20 protein-coding genes are annotated in these 19,234 nt (G+C 35.2%); 12 read left to right on the plus strand and 8 right to left on the minus strand.

Features of this window, described 5'->3' with window-relative positions:
* Nucleotides 1-4 precede the first annotated feature (4 nt).
* From RTP99_RS19595 to RTP99_RS19625, 7 genes are all read left to right on the plus strand, one after another.
* Nucleotides 5-661 carry an amino acid ABC transporter permease gene (locus RTP99_RS19595; protein WP_001112660.1) on the plus strand — a complete coding sequence of 219 codons (657 nt, stop codon included), beginning with the start codon at nt 5-7 and terminating at the stop codon, nt 659-661.
* Nucleotides 662-1,306 (plus strand): amino acid ABC transporter permease, encoded by a 645-nt coding sequence (locus tag RTP99_RS19600; protein ID WP_000345970.1) that lies wholly within the window; start codon nt 662-664, stop codon nt 1,304-1,306.
* A 205-nt stretch (nt 1,307-1,511) separates the two neighbouring features.
* The gene (locus RTP99_RS19605) at nt 1,512-2,933 is read left to right on the plus strand and encodes an amino acid permease (RefSeq protein WP_001187347.1); all 1,422 of its coding nucleotides are present in this window, start codon (nt 1,512-1,514) and stop codon (nt 2,931-2,933) included.
* Nucleotides 2,908-3,285, plus strand: coding sequence for an OsmC family protein (locus RTP99_RS19610; RefSeq protein ID WP_000778865.1), 378 nt, complete (start codon nt 2,908-2,910; stop codon nt 3,283-3,285). The genes RTP99_RS19605 and RTP99_RS19610 overlap by 26 nt, the downstream gene beginning before the upstream one ends.
* Before the next feature lie 62 nt (nt 3,286-3,347).
* A complete protein-coding gene (locus RTP99_RS19615; RefSeq protein WP_000388964.1) occupies nt 3,348-3,782 on the plus strand; it encodes an HIT family protein in 435 nt (144 codons plus the stop codon).
* 159 nt (nt 3,783-3,941) lie between these two features.
* Complete coding sequence (locus RTP99_RS19620) at nt 3,942-4,499, plus strand: RNA polymerase sigma factor (protein WP_000869262.1); 558 nt, start codon at nt 3,942-3,944, stop codon at nt 4,497-4,499.
* Nucleotides 4,465-5,889, plus strand: a complete 1,425-nt coding sequence (locus RTP99_RS19625; RefSeq protein WP_000185085.1) for a DUF4367 domain-containing protein — start codon at nt 4,465-4,467, stop codon at nt 5,887-5,889. The genes RTP99_RS19620 and RTP99_RS19625 overlap by 35 nt, the downstream gene beginning before the upstream one ends.
* A gap of 29 nt (nt 5,890-5,918) precedes the next feature.
* On the opposite strand, the gene RTP99_RS19630 is transcribed toward RTP99_RS19625, so the two are convergent.
* Nucleotides 5,919-6,872: a helix-turn-helix transcriptional regulator gene (locus RTP99_RS19630; protein WP_000030246.1), complete on the minus strand. Its 954-nt coding sequence runs from the start codon at nt 6,870-6,872 to the stop codon at nt 5,919-5,921.
* A gap of 105 nt (nt 6,873-6,977) precedes the next feature.
* Here RTP99_RS19630 and RTP99_RS19635 point away from each other — a divergent pair, with 105 nt between their 5' ends.
* Nucleotides 6,978-7,499: a dihydrofolate reductase family protein gene (locus RTP99_RS19635; protein WP_000085774.1), complete on the plus strand. Its 522-nt coding sequence runs from the start codon at nt 6,978-6,980 to the stop codon at nt 7,497-7,499.
* A gap of 13 nt (nt 7,500-7,512) precedes the next feature.
* Here RTP99_RS19635 and RTP99_RS19640 read toward each other — a convergent pair whose 3' ends face one another.
* Nucleotides 7,513-8,904, minus strand: a complete 1,392-nt coding sequence (locus tag RTP99_RS19640) for a sensor histidine kinase (RefSeq protein WP_000822567.1) — start codon at nt 8,902-8,904, stop codon at nt 7,513-7,515.
* A gap of 11 nt (nt 8,905-8,915) precedes the next feature.
* Nucleotides 8,916-9,593 (minus strand): response regulator transcription factor, encoded by a 678-nt coding sequence (locus RTP99_RS19645; protein ID WP_000565451.1) that lies wholly within the window; start codon nt 9,591-9,593, stop codon nt 8,916-8,918.
* A 173-nt stretch (nt 9,594-9,766) separates the two neighbouring features.
* On the opposite strand from RTP99_RS19645, the gene RTP99_RS19650 reads away from it, so the two are divergent.
* The 4 genes from RTP99_RS19650 to RTP99_RS19665 all read left to right on the plus strand — a co-directional run bounded on the left by RTP99_RS19650 (nt 9,767) and on the right by RTP99_RS19665 (nt 13,441).
* Nucleotides 9,767-11,014, plus strand: a complete 1,248-nt coding sequence (locus RTP99_RS19650) for a cell wall-binding repeat-containing protein (RefSeq protein WP_000738885.1) — start codon at nt 9,767-9,769, stop codon at nt 11,012-11,014.
* Nucleotides 11,015-11,167: 153 nt separating this feature from the next.
* The gene (locus tag RTP99_RS19655; RefSeq protein WP_000487884.1) at nt 11,168-12,619 is read left to right on the plus strand and encodes a SulP family inorganic anion transporter; all 1,452 of its coding nucleotides are present in this window, start codon (nt 11,168-11,170) and stop codon (nt 12,617-12,619) included.
* A gap of 65 nt (nt 12,620-12,684) precedes the next feature.
* A complete protein-coding gene (locus tag RTP99_RS19660) occupies nt 12,685-13,107 on the plus strand; it encodes a universal stress protein (RefSeq protein WP_000277994.1) in 423 nt (140 codons plus the stop codon).
* A gap of 208 nt (nt 13,108-13,315) precedes the next feature.
* Nucleotides 13,316-13,441, plus strand: a complete 126-nt coding sequence (locus tag RTP99_RS19665; RefSeq protein ID WP_000738298.1) for a DUF4027 family protein — start codon at nt 13,316-13,318, stop codon at nt 13,439-13,441.
* Nucleotides 13,442-13,545: 104 nt separating this feature from the next.
* Here the strand turns inward: RTP99_RS19665 and opp4A are convergent, their stop codons facing one another.
* From opp4A to RTP99_RS19690, 5 genes are read right to left on the minus strand one after another with little or no spacing between them, the layout of a single operon-like run.
* Nucleotides 13,546-15,327 (minus strand): oligopeptide ABC transporter substrate-binding protein, encoded by a 1,782-nt coding sequence (gene opp4A, locus RTP99_RS19670; RefSeq protein ID WP_001039728.1) that lies wholly within the window; start codon nt 15,325-15,327, stop codon nt 13,546-13,548.
* A gap of 14 nt (nt 15,328-15,341) precedes the next feature.
* Nucleotides 15,342-16,247, minus strand: coding sequence for an ABC transporter permease (locus RTP99_RS19675; RefSeq protein WP_000880731.1), 906 nt, complete (start codon nt 16,245-16,247; stop codon nt 15,342-15,344).
* An 18-nt stretch (nt 16,248-16,265) separates the two neighbouring features.
* Entirely contained in the window at nt 16,266-17,234 is a 969-nt protein-coding gene (gene opp4B / locus RTP99_RS19680; protein WP_000265445.1) for an oligopeptide ABC transporter permease, read from the minus strand.
* A 14-nt stretch (nt 17,235-17,248) separates the two neighbouring features.
* A complete protein-coding gene (locus RTP99_RS19685) occupies nt 17,249-18,175 on the minus strand; it encodes an ABC transporter ATP-binding protein (RefSeq protein ID WP_001196382.1) in 927 nt (308 codons plus the stop codon).
* Nucleotides 18,162-19,181, minus strand: a complete 1,020-nt coding sequence (locus tag RTP99_RS19690; RefSeq protein ID WP_000795376.1) for an ABC transporter ATP-binding protein — start codon at nt 19,179-19,181, stop codon at nt 18,162-18,164. The genes RTP99_RS19685 and RTP99_RS19690 overlap by 14 nt, the downstream gene beginning before the upstream one ends.
* Nucleotides 19,182-19,234 lie beyond the last annotated feature (53 nt).

The raw sequence follows: 19,234 nt of genomic DNA on the forward strand, positions 1-19,234 counted from the left end.
ATATGTGCCTGATTTTTCTATATTAACGAATAACATTGATATGTATTTAGAAGGATTTAAATATACAGTGATGTCTAGTGTAATCGCATTAATAGGCAGTTTTATTTTAGGCATAATATTAGCGGTAATGCGTATTGCACCGATTCGCATTTTAAATTGGTTGGGAGCTGCTATTGTAGAATTTGTAAGAAATATTCCGCTCGTATTAATTGCATTTATATTCTATTTCGCTTTACCTGTAATAGGAATTACTTTAAATGGTTTTGTAGCAGGAACAGTTACGCTTACCGTATATACGGCAGCGTTTATTGCGGAAGTCATTCGCGCTGGTATTTTATCAGTCGCGAAAGGCCAAATGGAGGCAGCACGTTCTTCAGGATTGACTTACACGCAAGCGATGTACCATGTCGTTTTACCCCAAGCGATGAAAATCGTAATCCCTCCTCTAGGAAATCAATTTCTCAATTTAGTAAAAAACTCTTCCATACTCGGAATTATCGCTGGTATGGATTTAATGTATCAAGGAGATTTAATTTCAACGAAGACGTTTGTTACGTTCGACGTTTATATATTTGTCGGGATGTTTTATTTAATATTAACAATTCCGCTCAGTATGTTAGTGCGTTATTTAGAAAAACGCTTAGCAAAGGAGGCGGTGTAAATGGATTTTAAGGGAGCAATAACAGGTGATCATATTCTCTTTTTATTAAAAGGGTTACTCATCACATTAGAGGTAGCGCTCGTAGCGATTGTACTTAGCTTTATTATTGGTAGTGTAATAGGAATATTGCGCTACATGAAAATCCCTGTCGTCTCACAAATATTAGGAATTCTCGTTGAAGTGGTTCGAAACTTACCACTACTTTTAATTATATTTTTCACGTATTTTGCACTTCCAGAAGCAGGATTGAAATTAGAAATTATAACAGCTACAATTGTTGCGTTAACAATATTTGAAGCAGCAATGATATCTGAAATTGTTCGAAGTGGTCTATTATCGATTGAAAAAGGACAGATTGAGGCCGCAAGATCTTCAGGATTAACGTATGTTCAAGCGCTTTGGCATGTTATTTTACCACAAGCATTAAGAAGAATGGTTCCGCCGCTTGTCAGTCAGTTTATTTCATTGCTGAAAGATACAGCGCTAGCAGTCGTTATATCACTGCCAGAGCTTATTCATAATGCTCAAATTATTAGCGGACAAAATGTAAATTATATGATTCCAACGTTTATAGTAGTAGCTTGTATGTATTTTATCGTAAATTATAGTTTATCAATTTTATCGAGAAGGTTAGAACTCCATTGACTCTTACAATATATGTAAGAGTTTTTTCCTTGTTTCTCCTTATTTTCCTCTAAATAGAATCTAAATCTTGCAATAATTCGATTTTTTATATTATTTTATCAGAAAAGTTTTAATTTTATATAGAAAATGTAATCGCTTTCGTGTATATTTTTATTATCAGAAAATTTTAACAAGATATAGGGGTATTGGTAGGGGGAGGATTTAGATGCAGCAACAAACGAATGAGAAATTACATCGTACGATGAAGAGTAGACATTTATTTATGATCGCACTAGGTGGTGTAATCGGAACTGGTTTTTTCTTAGGTTCAGGTTACACCATTAATCAGGCTGGACCAGGGGGAGCCATCCTTTCATATTTAGTAGGCGGATTTATTATGTATTTAACAATGCTATGCCTTGGAGAGTTAACGGTAGCAATGCCAGTTTCAGGTTCTTTCCAAAAGTATGCGACGAAGTTTATTGGACCAGGAACGGGCTTTATGATCGGTTGGCTATATTGGCTTGGCTGGGCAGTAACAGTAGGACTAGAATTAACGTCAATCGGTTTAATGATGAAAAGATGGTTTCCGAATGCTGATGTTTGGGTATGGTGCCTTGTATTCGGTGTTATTTTATATGCTTCAAACGCAATTTCGGCGAAAAGTTATGCTGAATTAGAATTTTGGTTTTCTAGTATTAAAGTAATTACAATTCTTGCATTTGTTGTTCTTGGTGGTAGTGCATTATTAGGGTTTATATCATATGACGGAAAAGAAGCAGCACCTCTTTTCTCTAACTTTGTAAGTGAAGGCGGGTTATTCCCGAATGGACTAGCTGCCGTATTACTTACAATGATTACAGTGAACTTCTCGTTCCAAGGAACAGAGTTAATCGGGATTGCAGCGGGAGAAAGCGAAGAGCCTGAAAAAACAATTCCACGTGCAATTCGTAATACAGTATGGCGCATTATGTTATTCTTCATTTTAACAATGACGATTTTAGTAGGATTAATTTCTTGGAAAGAAGCTGGCGTAATTGAAAGTCCGTTCGTAGTTGTATTTGATAAAATCGGTATTCCATATGCAGCTGATATTATGAACTTCGTTATTATTACTGCGTTATTATCTGTAGCGAACTCTGGATTATATGCAGCGACGCGTATACTATGGTCACTTGCAAATGAAGGAATGGCACCAAAGTCTTTCCAGAAAGTAAATAAGCGTGGTATTCCAATTACAGCACTAGTTGTAACAATTGCTGTAGCTGCTTTATCTTTATTAACAAGCTTCCTTGCAGAAGATACAGTATACATGTACTTATTATCTATAGCTGGTTTATCAGCTGTATCAAGTTGGATTATTATTGCCCTGTCGCAACTTCGCTTTAGAAGTCAGTATATAAAAGGCGGAGGAAAGTTAGAGGACTTAAAATATAAAACACCGTTATATCCAATCGTTCCTATTTTAGCTTTAATTACAAATAGTATCGTTGTTATTAGTTTAGCGTTTATTCCAGAACAAAGAATGGCGTTATATTGTGGTATTCCATTTATCATTTTCTGCTACATATATTATTATATAAATAAGAAACGGCAGAAACCGATGAAGGTGGAGACAACAAATGAAACTAACCATCAAACAAGATGATATTGAGGCAGATTTATCGTATGGTCAATTAGCGATTGGAAAAGAAAACGGGTATTCACCGTTACAATTACTCGTTTCTTCTATCGCAGGATGCAGTGCAATTGTCTTTCGAACAATTTTAGAAAAGAAACGTATTACATACGATACGTTTACAATTGAAACGGAAATTGGTAGAAGTGAAGCTTTATCAAAACCAGTTGAAAGTGTTCATTTGCACTATAAAATTAAAGCGCAAAACATTACAGAAGAGCAGTTGGATAAGGCACTGCAACTGGCAGTGAAAAATTGCACGATTGTTCAATCTGTAAAAGATAGTATAAAGGTTACGGAAACAATTGAACTAATAAAATAAAACATAAAAACGTGAGAATACGGCTCTCACGTTTTTATGTTTTTAATAAAGGGGGAAATATGATGGAATGTTTAGGGTGTAAATTAGCCAACGAAGAAGAAATTATATATAAAATATATGAAGATGACTATGTAACATGCTTTTTAGATCATGCACCTTTCTATCCAGGACATACTTTAATTGTGCCAAAACAGCATGTTGTAGAAGTAGATGAATTAGATGATGTTGTAGCAAAATCCATTATGGATGCTTCTAAGCTTATTGCAAAAGCGATTAAGGCATTATATAAACCAGATGGAGTTACAGTTTGTCAAAATGGTGGAGTATTTAATGAGTTAACACATTACCATATGCATGTCGTACCAAGATATAAAGAGCGCTCGTTTGCTGAATTTTATACGGTACAATCGGGAGAAAAGCACAATCATAATTTTGAAGAGATTAAGCATTTGTTAAAAGAAGCGATAGAGCATATGCTGCTTATTGAAAAGGCGTAGCGGTCAGGAAAATTCTAATATTAAAAAGCCCAATTTCTCAGTTAAAATAGAGAAATTGGGCTTTTGTTTATTCTATTATTAAATTTTATCTATAAAAAGATTTTGCAGTGTCACAAAGTATGGGGCTCATTCGTTATATAGAGTGAGAGGAGGAATTATATGAAGGTTACAAACAACGATTATGAAAAGATGGAAGAGCTATATGAGTTGTATGAACAAAAGATTTATTATGTAGCGTATTCTATTTTAAATAATATTCAACAGGCTGAAGATGCGGTTCAAGAGACGTTTATTACTCTTTATAAGAACCTGGCAAAGCTCTATAGCTTGAGCACTGAAGAGCTTAAACGCTACATTTTGAGGGTCGCGAAAAACAAGGCGATTGATAGTTACCGGAAAAATAAACGACATGAAACATTTTTAGAAGAATATGAAAGAGAATCAGTAGAGGCAGTAGATGAAAATATTGAAGAGTGGGAAAAACGTAAAATGTCTGAGGTTCAAATTGATGCATTGCTAAAAGAGTTAAATGAATCTAATAGACAGGTGTTTAAGTACAAAGTCTTCTATAACTTAACGTATCAAGAAATTTCAAGTGTTATGGGGATAACGGAGGTCAATGTCCGCAAGCAGTTTGAACGCGCTCGAAAACGAGTCCAAACTATTATAGGAGGTATACAACATGACGAATTCAAAGAACTCCAAAGAAATATATGAACTTGCTGAAAAGATTGCTTTAGATGATTTTGATAAAATCGAAGAACAACATGAATTTTCACATACATATACGCGCAAAAAGAAATTGTTTATGGAAGAAATGAAGCTGAAAGACGAGAAGCCACAGAAAAAGCGTAAAAAACATCGTATGTTAATCGCTGCTGCTTGCTTATTGATTGGTATGCCGACAACCGTTTTTGGTGCAGTAAAAGTCTATAATATGATTGTCCAAAAACAAAATTACGAAGTAAATGTTTCGGTAACAAATAAGGACTCAAAAAAGAGTGATAAGTGGTATAAGCTGAAAATAGGTAAATTGCCAGAAAATATGGAAGCAATCGATGACTCTGCTATGAAATATTCATTTAAAGATAATGACGCAATGGGTGGGTTTTCATTCGTTCTTTGGAGAGTAGGAAAAGATTCAAATTTTAAAACGCTGTACTCAAAAAGCTACGAAGAGAAAGAGATAAATGGTAAGAAAGCAGTGATTGTTAATAAAGAAAATGGAAACAATAATTTAGCGTTTAACAGAGAGGTCTTTCTCTTTTTTGAGAAAGAGGGGATCATGTTACAAAGTTATATTGGAAACGATATAAACGAAGAACAAATGGTGGATGTGTTAGGGAACATTTCACTTGAGCCTACGTCAAAAGAAAAGGCATCAGATATAACAGATTATGATAAAAAGTATTTTAGCGAAGAAAGTAAGCCTAAAAAAACTAAGGTGATTCCTTTGAAAAAAGATAGTAAACGACTATTTCATATAGGACAAAAGGTTCCAGTAACGATATCTATGGATAACAGCCAAATTGAATATGTGATAGAAAAAGTTGAAGTCTTTGATTCAATCAAAGATTTTACACAAGAGAACTTTAATGAACTTGGCCTAGAGATATTAAGCAAGAATAAGGCTTTAGATCAGACGGGAAAATTACTATCGTACAGACGAGATGAATATAAATTAGGGAATGGTAAAGATTCAATTGATACATTAGTAGATTCGAAATTAGTTAATGTTAAATTTGTCTATTTAACAACAACAGTGAAAAATATTGGTAAAAAGTCGACAGAAGAAATCTATATGCATCCATCTATAAAACAGCTTAAATTTGAAGGGAATGCATGGAACTACGCTAAAGAAGAGGGAATGGACGCAACGCGTATTATGACGGGTGAAGTTGATTACTTGGAACCTCACGGAGACGGAAAAAGCTTTTATAATATTGGCAGTATCCGATCTGGACAAACGGTGAAGGTTAACTTAGGTTATTTTGTAGATGAGGATAAACTAAATTCAATCTTTTTAGATGCTTTCCATTACAGAGGGAATGGTGGCACTGAAAATATGAATGCGGAATATCGTTGGTGGATTGATATTCGTCAATAGTAACAAAGAGACTAAAAAGCTGCTTATATTTAGCAGCTTTTTTCGTCTCCATACATATGTAAAATTTCTTTCGCACGTATACGTAAACCATCTATCAATTCTATCGGTTCTAACACTTGTGCATCTTTTCCAAGCCTATAAAATAAAGGGGTAATAAAATTAATTTCACCTTTATCAATTGTTGAATGTATATATCCTGTCCCGTCCTCATTTACTACAACGAATTCTTCAAGGTAAGGCACGCTTTTACATTGGCGCACACCTTCTGTCGTTAATAAAACATGTAACTGGGTAGGAATGTTTATGACGTTAGAGCTAGAGTTAAACCATTCTTCTAAATTCATGAACGTACTTTCACTTTCTTCTGTTGATAATATAGAAAGAATACGATCAACGCGATACAGTAATACTTTTTTTCTACTGAAGTCGTAGGATGGTAAGTACCATAGCCCGTCATGAGCATATACACCGATAGGATGAACATGTTTTGTTTTTATCCCCGATTTAGATTCGTATTGAAAGTGTAAATCTTTATTTTCAATAGCCGTGGTTAACACTTCATTTAAAAGAGGTGTATCAATTGTTCTCTTCGGATTCCAGAAAGCAATATAAGAGCGTATTTTATCAATTTTCGCTTTCGCATCATGTTGTAGAGAGCTGTACAGTTTGTGTGTAACGGAATTGATTTCTGTATTAAAAGGTAAGTCTCGGTAGTAGCTTAAAGATTGAAATGCAAAAAAGATGGAGACTGCTTCTTCTTCCGTAAATAAAATAGGGGGAATGACTCTATTCGTTAATACTTTATAGCCGCCGTTACGACCTTGTTCTGCGTAAATGGGCAACCCCATATCACTCAAATCTAAAATGTATCTATGAACCGTACGAACGGAAATATTAAATTCATCAGCTATTTCTTGCGCTGTAAATGTCTTTTTTGCAGAAGCAAATATAAGAATATCTAATAAGCGTTTAGCTTTTGACAAATGTATCACCTTTTTCTTTTTAACATGACATAAATTGTCATGTTTTATTGTTAGTATATTGTTTACATCATATGTTATCAAGATGAGATGCAAGGAGGGAAAGAGATGTCACGTGAAATTGTTTTATTTATTGCGGCGAGCTTAGATGGATATATTGCCAAAGAAGATGATGATTTACAGTGGTTAATGGAAACAGAAGGAGAGGGAGATAACGGTTATACAGAAATGTATGAAACAATTGATACGATAATCATGGGAAAAAGAACGTACGATTATGTAGTAGAGCATATGGAAACATTCCCGTATGTAGATAAAAAATGTTATGTTTTCTCTAACTCAGAAAAAGGTTCAAATGAATACGTGGAGTTTGTAAGTGAAGATGTAGTGGAGTTTACAAAAAGGTTGAAAGAGCAAGAAGGATCTAAAATATGGATGGTTGGTGGAGGAAGTCTACTAAGAGAATTCTTTAAGAATAATTTAATTGATGAATATGTTGTTACGATTACACCGCATATATTAGGCTCGGGAGTTCCGTTATTCCAAGATAAGAACCCGGAAATTCATTTAACTTTAACAGATACGAAACGTTTTGGGCAATTTGTAAATTTATATTATAAAGTAAGATGATAAAGAAACACGACTACTGATGGTAGTCGTGTTTTTGTATAGATGGCAATGAAATAATAAAGCAAGATCCGTGGTCGACTTCACTCGTTACAGTAATATTCCCACCGTGTAGCTCTACAATTTCTTTCACGATAGATAATCCTAAACCAGTTCCGCCTGTAGCTCGTGATCTCGCTTTATCAACTCGATAAAAGCGGTCGAAAATGTGAGGGAGGTCTTCAAGCGGAATACCTTCACCTTCATCTTCAATTGTAATGGAAATACTTTTATGTTCTTCAGTAACAGAAATGTGGATAAGAGAATACTCTTTTGAATGTCTATAAGCGTTATTTAAAATGTTCACCACAACTTGTTCGAAGCGTTGTTCATCTAGGTTCACTAGCAGTGTAGGAGGACAAGAGAAAGAAACTCTAATGTGTTTTTCTTTATATATGGCATTTACTTTTTCAGCTATGCGAGTCAGGAAGTTGTGTAAATGCACTTCCTTTACTTGAATAGAAAAGTTATGTTGTTCCATTTGTGCAAGGGAAAACAAATCTTGAACTAAGTTTGTAATGTAATCAGATTCATCTTTTATAATAGATAAATATCGTAAACGTTGCTTGGAAGATGTGGTTTCTTTTAAAGCAATGTCAGCGTAACCTCTTACGTATGTCAAAGGTGTTCGTAATTCATGAGCAACACTTGCTAGAAATTCACTTCGCTCTGTTTTCATATAATGTAAATCATTAGCAAGTGTTTGAATTGATGAGGCTAGTTCACCAATTTCATCATTTCGAGTAGTTGTTAATGAAACGGATAAATCGCCTTTACTCATTTTTTCAGTGGCATGTTTCATGTGTAACAATGGTTTTGTTAACAACCGTGATAATAGAAAGATGGTGATGGCTGTTAATAGAAAAGTAATGATCCCAGCAATAATGAATTGTCTTGTTAGCCCATTCACCATCTTTTCAATGGATTCTGTCCCAAGAAACATGTACACATAGCCTTCATGTTTTCCATCTATTACAATGGGACTAACTGTACATATATAATTAGATGTTTTCCAATGATTCTCTATAATTGCGCCTTCATGATCTGTCCGTGTTTGCATCTTTTCAATATGTCTTTTTATAGTAGTATTTATTTCGTTGGATTTAGCTAGTACATCCTTATTTGCATTTGTAATAACAACAGTCGTTTCGGCCTCGGATTCCATTAGCGCAACATGGGAAATTGTTTGCTTATCAAAATACTTTTCAAGGACATCTCTGTGACTATTTCCGCGCTTTAATAAAGCTGTCATTTCTTCATTTACTCTATTGTTGACAAGGCTATAATAAAGCAAGACAAATAGAACACTTTCGATTAAAAGTGTAACAATTAAAAAATAAAATCCGAGCTGAATAGAAATTCGCTTCATCGTTTTGCTCCTTAATCTAAAGTATCAACCCATCGATATCCGACTCCGTACACAGTTTTTAAATGATTATCAATAGGGAAATTTACTTTTCGTAATTTATCACGCAAATTACGAATATGTGAATCGACTGTTCTATCTTCTGTATTTGTATTTAATCCCCAAATTCGTTCAATAAGCTGATCTCGGCTTAATACGTAGTTCACATGACGTAAAAATAATCCGAGTAAAGAGAATTCGATTGGAGTGAGAAGAAGTTCTTCATTATGTACAGAAACGAAATGCTTTGCCTCATCCCATAAAATGCCGTCATATTGGATTTGCGCGTGTTGATTTGTTCGCCTTAAAACAGCTTTAATTCTTGCGAAAAGCTCTTCTTCATGGAAAGGTTTTGTTACGTAATCATCCGCTCCGAGTTTTAATCCTTGGACGACATCGATGGTTTGATCACGAGCGGTAACCATAATAATAGGAACGTTACTAAATGAACGGATTTTTTTGCACGTTTCCCATCCGTCCATCTTTGGCATCATAATATCGAGTAAAATAAATTTAAAGTTTTGATTTTCTATATGTGAAATCGCTTCTTCTCCGGATTGTGCACATATGCAGTTATATCCAATTGGAGTAAGATAAAGCGTTAATAATTCAAGCATTCGCGGTTCATCGTCTACGAGCAGTATATCAATCATAGAGAGCCCTCCATATATAATTTTTACTTAAATTGTAATGCAAAATCATGAAGAAATGGTGCAGATTGTAATGCGTCTGCATAATTTCTTCAGAATTGCTTGTTATTGTAAAGTTGAAATTCCATTTTAGGTAATGATATTGGCTCGAAAACGATTTATACGGAGGCGGTATAGTGAAAAAGATGACCCGAATCTTTGGGATAACAATAGTTACAGCAGTTGGTCTTGCTGCATGTGGACAAACGAACACGGATCATAAAAATCATGAATCGAAAGAAGAGAAGAAAACAGAGCAGAAGGAAATGAAAATGAATCAGGAGGTAACTGCACCGAAAGAAATGAATCAAGGTGCATCAAATGATTTATTAACGACAAGTTTAAAAAATGTAACGAGATTAAACACAAATGATCCTCTTCAAATGGTAGTATTAACTTCGCAGACGATATGGCCAGCAACACATAAAGAGAATCAGCCAGGCGCTGTTATTTTAGTACCAGTAAACGAGTGGCAATTAGGTATTGCAAGTGCAGACCTTATTCATCATCCGAATAACGGACCGATTTTATTTATAGAAAAAGAAAAGGTACCCGAGATGACGTTAAAAGAAATAAAACGGCTAAATCCGCTCGGAACGAAAGATGGAACACAAATTATGGTGATGGGGGATATAGGGGCAGCCGCACTGGAGCAATTAAAAGATTATAAAGTAAAGCAAATAAAGGAAACGGATCCAGCTATCTTTGCTAAAGATGTTGATAAAGAGTATGCGGATATAACAGGTAGTTATCCGAATAGTGTTATTATCGGTTCGTCTGAAGAAGAAGGGCGTTTATATACAACACCAGCTGTAAACTGGATTTCTCATATGCCAGAACCATTACTTTATACAGAAAAGAATAAAGTGCCAGAAGCGACGATAGAGGCATTAAAGATGCGAAAAGATAAAGCAAATATATATGTACTAGGACCAGAAAAAATCATTTCAAAAGAAGTAGAAAAAGAGTTAAGCAAATACGGGAAAGTAACGCGTATTAGTGGAGAGACTCCAGTAGAAAATTCTATTGCATTTGCAAAGTTTAAAGATGAAAAAACAAAATTTGGGTGGGGGTTCACAAAACCAGGACACGGTGTATCATTTGTTTCAAACAAAACACCAGACTTAGCAGTTGCAGGAGCACCATTTTCACATATGGGTAAACATGCCCCCGTCATCTTATTAGAGGAAGGAAAAGCTTCACAACCAGTGTATGATTTCCTTGCTACTATTCAACCGAAGTTTAAAGATGACCCAACACTTGGCCCGTACAATCATGGATTCTTATTAGGAAATACTGAAAATATTTCATTTGAAACGCAAGGTATATTGGATGAGAGGCTAGAGATTGTGCAAGAAAGTGGTCAAGGGCACGGTGGACATTAATGAAATGAGAGAAGACGCTATGAAGATAGCGTCTTTTTTAGGAAACTTTTACATAGCGAAAAATCCTCTACTCGTTATATAATAGCCTTCGTGCAGTCGGCTAGATTTTCTTATGGAGAAAATCAAATGAGAAAAGAGTAGAGGAGTGGTATTTTGTTTCAAACGATAAAAAATGACTGGTTCTCCAACGTGAAAGGAGATGTGCTATCAGGAATTGTCGTTGCTTTAGCGTTAATCCCTGAAGCAATTGCTTTCTCTGTTATTGCAGGCGTGGATCCGACCGTTGGGTTATACGCAGCCTTTTGTATTGCAGTTACCATTTCATTTGTTGGCGGAAGAACTGGAATGATTTCAGCTGCAACAGGTGCAATGGCATTGTTAATGGTAACGCTTGTTAAAGATCATGGTTTGCAATATTTATTTGCTACAACAATATTAACGGGGATTGTCCAAATTATTTTCGGTGTATTCAAACTGAGCTCATTTATGAAGTTTGTTCCGAAATCTGTTATGAGTGGTTTTTTAAATTCACTTGGAATTTTAGTTTTTACAGCGCAATTGCCACATTTTAAAAATGCAACTTGGCAAATGTATGCACTTGTCGCATTAGGACTTGCAATTATATATGTATTTCCACGTATTACGACGGCTGTACCGTCTACACTTATTTCAATTATCATTGTGACAAGTATTGCACTTATGAGCGGATTACAGTTAAAAACAGTCGGGGATATGGGAAGTCTGCCGAAAGAATTACCGTTCTTTAGCATGCCTGACGTGCCTTTTACACTTGAGACATTAGGGATTATTTTACCGTACGCAGTTATGCTTGCAATTATTGGTTTACTAGAGTCATTATTAACAGCTTCAGTTTTAGATGATATGACGCATACGGAAAGTAATAAGCATAAGGAAGCACGTGGACAAGGGATTGCAAACATTGTTGCTGGTTTCTTCGGAGGAATGGCAGGATGTGCAATGATTGGACAATCTGTTATTAATATTAAATCAGGTGGACGCGGGCGATTATCGACGTTTGTAGCGGGCGGATTTTTAATCATATTACTATTTGTTTTAGGTGATTATGTCGTTCATATTCCGATGGCAGCTTTAGTTGCAGTTATGATTATGGTTTCAATTGGAACATTTGATTGGAACTCTGTAACAACGATTCATAAAGTACCAAAAGGAAATGCATTTGTTATGATTGTAACAGTTGTGGTGGTCTTAATTACACATAATTTAGCATTAGGTGTAATTATCGGAACAGTAATTAGTGCGGTTTTATTTGCATTCAATATGGCAAAGATTCACGTGAAACATTTATATATTGAAAATAAGAAAATATACGAAATTCATGGCCAACTTTTCTTCGCATCTACGGCAGATCTTATCAATAATTTTTCATTTGAGGAAGATGTAAAAGAAATTGAGTTGAATTTTTCTCACGCACACATATGGGATGATTCAGCAGTGGCGTCAATTGATAAAGTTATTATGAAGTATGAACAAAGTGGCGTGAAAGTAAGTATAATGGGATTAAATGAACGTAGTGCAAAACTTGTTACTAATTTAGCTACTTATAATAAAAGAATTGCTAGTTAGAAGCCTCCTTTTTAGGGGGCTTTATTATATAATACGAGTAGGATAACGAAAAGGGGATTCAGCATATGTATAAACAAATTATATTAGCATGTGACGGTTCTGAACATGCACTTCGAGCAGCGGAACATGCAACATATATTGCGAAATGTAGCGAAGAAGCAAATGTTGAAGTTGTGTACGTAGTAGATAATAGAACAGCAAAATCAGATATTATACAAGGTCAAACAGATTTAGAAACAATAACGGCTAGTCGAAAAGATAAATTAAAAGAGATTGAAGGTTTATTAAAGAAAGAGAATATTTCTTATAAAATTACGATATTACATGGCGATCCAGGAGATACGATTGTTCAATATGTAAATACAGGAGATATAGATCTTGTTATTGCTGGGAGTAGAGGATTAAATACACTGCAAGAGATGGTGCTTGGTAGTGTCAGTCATAAAATAGCAAAGCGTGTGAAATGTCCGGTGATGATTATCAAATAAATTGAGTGAGATATTTTGTAGTGTAAGCAAGACCTTGATATAATTCGAGGTCTTTTTTGACGTATAAAAGGTAAGAGTGTGGACATAATAGATACATAAGTTTTAGAAAATATTAACTTACAAATTTGTAAGTTTGTTGTCAGAAAAATCGATGTTATGAAAATTATTCTATTGGTAAAATAAACATATCGAAGGGGAGATAGGGAGGATGAAAAAGATGAAAGCACTTCAAAATTTATCATATAGCCAAGGTGTCGGTCTTATTTGTTTAGGGGGATTTGCTGCATCTGTTACGTTAGCTGTTGTAATAAAGATAATTCATCAAATCTTTTAATTTTAGAGTAGGGAAGGAATTGGTTGTTATAAATAGTAAGAGAAGGATTGTAAATAAAAAATAGCTCCTGGCATGTATGTAGATGCTGGGAGCTATTTTTATGATTATTTTTCTACTTCTGGCTTCTCACTTGTTACAGTAACGTCTTTCCAATGTGAAGTTATTTGATTCACTTCAGTGTTGACATCATAATTTTTTACGCGCTTATTAACACCTGTTAAATCGAATGTGTAATGAATTGGAATCATCGGTGCTTCGTCATGAATTAATTTTTGCCATTTATCATATACTTCTTTACGATATTTTTCATCAGTAGCTTTTTCTGATAATCCAGCGTCTAATAATTTAGTATTTTCATCATTTACCCAGCGTTGATAGTTAAATCCAGCATTTTTACCCCATAGACCAGAAAGGTCAGGATCAGAACCAGTGTTCCAAGCACCAGAGAAAATATCAACCTTTGGATCATCTTTTTTAATCATTTCACGCATAGCATTAAATTCATGTAAGCGTCCATCAACAAGCTCTACTTTTAAGCCGATATCTTTCCAAGATTGAATATAGAATTTTGCAAGTGGTTCACTTGTTTCACTGCCGTTACTAGCTAGGAAGTTAATTTTAAATTCATTACCTTTTGGATCCTCGCGGAATCCATCACCATTTTTATCTTTATAGCCAGCTTCATCTAATAGTTTTTTCGCTTTATCTACATCTAAGTTATATGCGCCAACATTGTTATTATGGTACTTTGGCATAGATGGTGGAATTGGAGAGTTAGCTGGAACACGAAGTCCGTGATATACTTTTTCTCCTAATTTTTCTCTATCAATTGCATAAGCCATCGCTTGACGTAAACGAACGTCTTTGAACTTATCGTTATCCATTACAGCTTCATTCTTTGCTTTGTCCATATGTCCGAACTTAAATCCGATATAAGTATAAGCAAGATCAGTTTTACCAATTAGTTGTGTATTTTTTAATTTACTTACGTTCGGATATTGATCAGCAGTAATTGCTGCAATATCAATATCACCTTTTTTCAGAGATGCACTAACAATAGATGGATTTACAACTTTTAATGTTACATTTTTTAGTTTAGGTTTGCCACCCCAATAATCATCGAAGCGCTCATACTCAACTGATTCACCAGGGACGATTTTCTTCACTTTAAATGGTCCGAATCCAATTGGATTTTGACGGATCTTATCAGATTCAGCCAGTTTTTCAATTGGTACATCACCTAAATATTTTTTAGGTGTAGGATATGTCCAAATACCAGTTTTCAGTGAAGGGTTTACTTCTTTATAAGTAATGGAAATTGTTTTTGGATCGACTACTTTAATACCAGAAATTTTGTCAGCTTTTCCAGCGTGATATTCTTCCATACCTTCAATCATTTGCATTTGTGTATCGTAACGAATACCTGTATATTTGCTATTCCCAATAATCAAGTAAGAATATTCTAAATCCTCAGCCGTTACAGGGTTACCATCGTGCCATTTTACATTATCTTTAATCTTAATTGTAATTGTTTTTTTATCTTCAGAAATTGTATAAGTTGCAGCACCATCATTTGTAATTTCCCAGTTTTTATCTGTAGCTAATAATTGTTCATCAAAGAAATCCATAATTTCTGAATCTGGAGCAACTTCATACAATACTCTACTTAAAACACCAGCGAAAGGTGAATTTGAAACGAGTCCATAAGTTAATGATCCGTCTTTAATCTCTTTGCCATCATTTTTTACAGCAGCACTAAATTTATTTGTTTCTACTTTTTTCGTATTTGCTTTTTTGCTACCGCTATCAGCACCCCCACATGCAGATAGTAATAATGTTGAAGCAGCAAGTGTACTTAATACTTTGTACAGTTTTGGTTTGTTCATAACTTCTCCACCCCTTATCCTTTTCTTTGTCTCGCATCAGCCGCACGTTTTAACGCTTGACCAATAAAATTTATACACAGCATCAACACTAAAATCATGATTGATGCGGGTAACCAAATCCACCATTTTTCTTGCAATACATCTGGGTTTGTTGCATAACTTACAAGTGTACCAAGACTCGGTGTACTTTCTGGTAGACCAAAACCTAAGTAAGTCAAACTAGATTCAATCCCGATGTTACCAGCAAGATTTAATGTAATATTTACGATAATAATAGAGCTCAAATTAGGTAATATTTGCTGAAAGATAATCTTCCAATTTGGTGTTCCTAAAGTTTTTGATGCAGATACGTAATCAAGTTCTTTCTCAGTTAATACTTTAGAGCGTATAAGCCTTGCTTTTCCGACCCATAAGAAAGCGGTCATTATGAGAATAAATGTAGTAATATTGAAAGTTGGAACAAGTGAGATAAATACGATAACAATCATTAAGAATGGTAAAATCATCATAAAGTCGATAAAACGCATGATGATGTTATCAACAACTCCTCCAAAATAGCCAGCAATTAGTCCCATGGTAAGACCGATAAGGGTTGATAAAAGAGTAATGGCTAAACCAACTGTAAAGGAATTACGTGTACCAATAATTAATTGTCCGAAAATATCACGGCCACCATAATCAGTTCCTAGCCAATGTTCAGCTGAAGGAGGATCATAAATGGCGAACAGATCAACTCGAACGATATCTTCTTGTTTCATAATAAATGAAGTTGCGTAAACGGCTATTAATATTAAAGCTAAAAAGAATAGGGAAAACATTGCTAGTTTATCTTTACGAAATTCTCGCCACATAATGGAGAAACCAGAAGGGCTCTTTTCGTAATGAATGACCTCAGTTTGTTTTTCAGGATTTGCTAACATAACGTTTCTTCACCTCCATTAATCAATACGAATACGTGGATCAACGATGCTTAGAATAATATCGGAAAGAAGAGTCCCGAGTAGCGTTGCGAATCCAGTAAATAATACAAGAGCAGTTACGACACTGAAATCACGTTGAGTAATAGATTGGAAAAATAGTTGTCCAATTCCTGGGTAGCCGAAAATATTTTCTAGAATAATAGAGCCACCAACTAAACCTGTAATTTCATATCCTAAAAATGCTGCAATTGGTAAAAATGAATTTCGTAAAATATGTCTGGAATATACTTTAGATTCTGGTACACCTTTTGCTTTTACTGTGCGTACAAAATCTTTATGTTTCGTATCAATAATTTCACTTCGTAAATATTGTACAGTTCCTACAGTGCCAATTAATGCCCCAGATAAAGCTGGTAAAATCATATGATTTAATTTACTTAAATAATAATCAAATGATCCGGCTGCCACTTGTGGATCAACGCTACCACTTGTAGGGAAGATCGGGTATAAAAAGCCGAATAAGAATAACATTACTAATCCGAAAATAAATAGGGGTGTACCAAATCCTAAAAAGTTATAGAGTGTAATGAGTCGATCAGCCCACGTATCATTCCAACGCCCACTTATAACGCCAAGTGGAATGGCGATTAAATAAGTAAGAATAAGAATTAGAAGAGCTAACAGCACTGTATTACCAAGGCGTTCCCCAATAATGTCTGTTACTTGTATTTTATGTGCGTAAGAAATACCGAAATCCCCTTGTACGGCATTTGAGATCCACCTTACATATTGTGTGGGAATAGGATCATTTAACCCAAGTTTCTCACGTTGTTCTTCAATTACTTTTGGATCGGCTTTTGGGTTTGCTAGTTCAGCGCCACTTAATGCATCACCTGGCATTGCTTTAGCAAGTGTAAAGACGAGTACACTTAATACGAATAATTGCGGTATCATAACTAAAATCCGGCGTAATATAAATTTCCACATGTTTTATCACTCCCTTATGGTAATGCCACCCGGTGAGTTGGCGAGATTGGTTTTAAATCGTAAGCACGTCCATTTTCATTGAAATAATTTTCGTATGATTTTTCGTACTCAGCGCTTACTTCACGACGCAATTTACGCTGTTGTTCGCGGTTTTCTGGACGAATATCAGGAATAGCTGATATTAGGCGCTTCGTATAGATGTGCTGTGGATTGTTATAAATTTCAGCACTAGTTGCTTCTTCCACAATGCGTCCACGATACATAACACCTATACGGTCACACATATGGCGAATTACACCTAAATCATGACTGATAAATAAGTATGTTAGTCCGAGTTCGGATTGCAAATCTTGTAAGAAGTTTAAAACTTGCGCTTGTACAGAAACATCCAGTGCAGATACAGGTTCATCTGCGATAATAAGCTTCGGTTTTAGTGTAAGTGCGCGTGCAATACCAATCCGCTGTCTTTGTCCACCGGAAAATTCATGTGGGTATTTATAAATTGACTCTGGATTTAGACCAACTTTATCAAGATAATCTTGAACAGCTCTACGCTCTTCATCAGGTGAGAGTTTCTCAAAATTTCGAAGTGGTTCAGCGATAATATCCATAACACGTTTCTTCGGGTTTAAGGATGAATAAGGATCTTGAAAAATCATTTGAATATCTTTTCGTTGTTCTCTTAGTTCTGAGCGACTTAATTTTGTTAAATCTCTATTATTAAAATGAATACTACCGCCCGTCGCTTTCGTTAAGTGCATAATTGCTTTTCCAGTTGTTGATTTACCGCTCCCAGATTCCCCAACGATTCCGTAAGTTTCGCCAGATTGTAGTTCGAAGCTTACGCCATCAACAGCACGAACGTAATCTAAGGTACGACCGAAAACACCACCTTTAATTGGAAAGTGTACTTTTAAATCTTCTACTTTAAGCAGTGCCATGAGTTACGTCATCTCCTTTCTTATCTTGGAAGTTAAAATGCTTGTAGCAAGTACAACGCACCCAGTGGTCTGGTTTTACTTCATGTAAAATTGGATTTTCCTCGTGTTGATCAGGTCTAATCCATGGAATTCGTGCCTGGAATCGACAGCCTGTGCGAGGTAACTTAGCTAATGTCGGTACAACGCCTTGAATAACATGTAATTTTTCCTTTTCAGCATATGCAGATGGAATGGAGTTTAATAGAGAACGAGTATATGGGTGAAGAGGGTTATTAAAAATCTCTTCAACTTTTCCTGTTTCTACAACTTGTCCAGCGTACATAACGACGATACGATCGGCTGTTTCTGCGACAACACTTAAATCATGAGTAATTAAAATGATGCCCATTTTCGTTTGTTCTTGAATAGATTTTAGTAAGTCTAAAATTTGTGCTTGGATGGTTACATCAAGAGCCGTTGTTGGCTCATCTGCAATAATAAGTGCTGGGTTACAAGCAATTGCAATTGCGATAACAATTCTTTGTCTCATTCCGCCAGATAATTCGTGTGGGTATTGTTTATATGTAAGTTCTGGTTTTGGAATACCAACTTGATGAAGTAGTTCTAAGGTGCGTTCTTTCTTCTCAACTTTTGAAAGGCTTGTGTGGTAGTCTAAGTTTTCTTCAATTTGTTTTCCAACTGTCATAAGAGGATCGAGTGCTGTAAGAGGTTCTTGGAAAATCATGCCGATGTTTGATCCGCGTACTTTATTCATCTCTGCGGCTGACATCGTTAGTAAATCCTTATCTCTATAGTTAAGCTGCCCTTGTAATTTTGTATTTGCTTCATTATGCAGTCGCATAATGGAAAGGGCAAGTGCACTTTTTCCGCAACCTGATTCACCGACTATCGCGACAATTTCATTTTCATGGACTGTTAACGAAACATCATCAACTGCGGCATGATATTGATCTTGTATGCGAAAGGAAGTCTGTAAGTTTTCAATGCGAAGAAGTGGATTCTTCATGGCTATCCCTCCATCTTTCTGAAAAGACTAAATATTTTGTATGTTGTTGTTAT

Source organism: Bacillus sp. (in: firmicutes), assembly GCF_031983925.1.
GTDB lineage: Bacteria > Bacillota > Bacilli > Bacillales > Bacillaceae_G > Bacillus_A > Bacillus_A pacificus.

Coding starts and splice junctions, on each gene's coding strand:
- opp4A (WP_001039728.1), bottom strand. CDS start 15,327: ATGAACAAACCAAAACTGTACAAAGTATTAAGTACACTTGCTGCTTCA.
- RTP99_RS19675 (WP_000880731.1), bottom strand. CDS start 16,247: ATGTTAGCAAATCCTGAAAAACAAACTGAGGTCATTCATTACGAAAAG.
- RTP99_RS19645 (WP_000565451.1), bottom strand. CDS start 9,593: ATGATTGATATACTGCTCGTAGACGATGAACCGCGAATGCTTGAATTA.
- RTP99_RS19605 (WP_001187347.1), top strand. CDS start 1,512: ATGCAGCAACAAACGAATGAGAAATTACATCGTACGATGAAGAGTAGA.
- opp4B (WP_000265445.1), bottom strand. CDS start 17,234: ATGTGGAAATTTATATTACGCCGGATTTTAGTTATGATACCGCAATTA.
- RTP99_RS19615 (WP_000388964.1), top strand. CDS start 3,348: ATGGAATGTTTAGGGTGTAAATTAGCCAACGAAGAAGAAATTATATAT.
- RTP99_RS19600 (WP_000345970.1), top strand. CDS start 662: ATGGATTTTAAGGGAGCAATAACAGGTGATCATATTCTCTTTTTATTA.
- RTP99_RS19620 (WP_000869262.1), top strand. CDS start 3,942: ATGAAGGTTACAAACAACGATTATGAAAAGATGGAAGAGCTATATGAG.
- RTP99_RS19640 (WP_000822567.1), bottom strand. CDS start 8,904: ATGAAGCGAATTTCTATTCAGCTCGGATTTTATTTTTTAATTGTTACA.
- RTP99_RS19635 (WP_000085774.1), top strand. CDS start 6,978: ATGTCACGTGAAATTGTTTTATTTATTGCGGCGAGCTTAGATGGATAT.
- RTP99_RS19660 (WP_000277994.1), top strand. CDS start 12,685: ATGTATAAACAAATTATATTAGCATGTGACGGTTCTGAACATGCACTT.
- RTP99_RS19690 (WP_000795376.1), bottom strand. CDS start 19,181: ATGAAGAATCCACTTCTTCGCATTGAAAACTTACAGACTTCCTTTCGC.
- RTP99_RS19610 (WP_000778865.1), top strand. CDS start 2,908: ATGAAACTAACCATCAAACAAGATGATATTGAGGCAGATTTATCGTAT.
- RTP99_RS19665 (WP_000738298.1), top strand. CDS start 13,316: ATGAAAAAGATGAAAGCACTTCAAAATTTATCATATAGCCAAGGTGTC.
- RTP99_RS19625 (WP_000185085.1), top strand. CDS start 4,465: ATGACGAATTCAAAGAACTCCAAAGAAATATATGAACTTGCTGAAAAG.
- RTP99_RS19685 (WP_001196382.1), bottom strand. CDS start 18,175: ATGGCACTGCTTAAAGTAGAAGATTTAAAAGTACACTTTCCAATTAAA.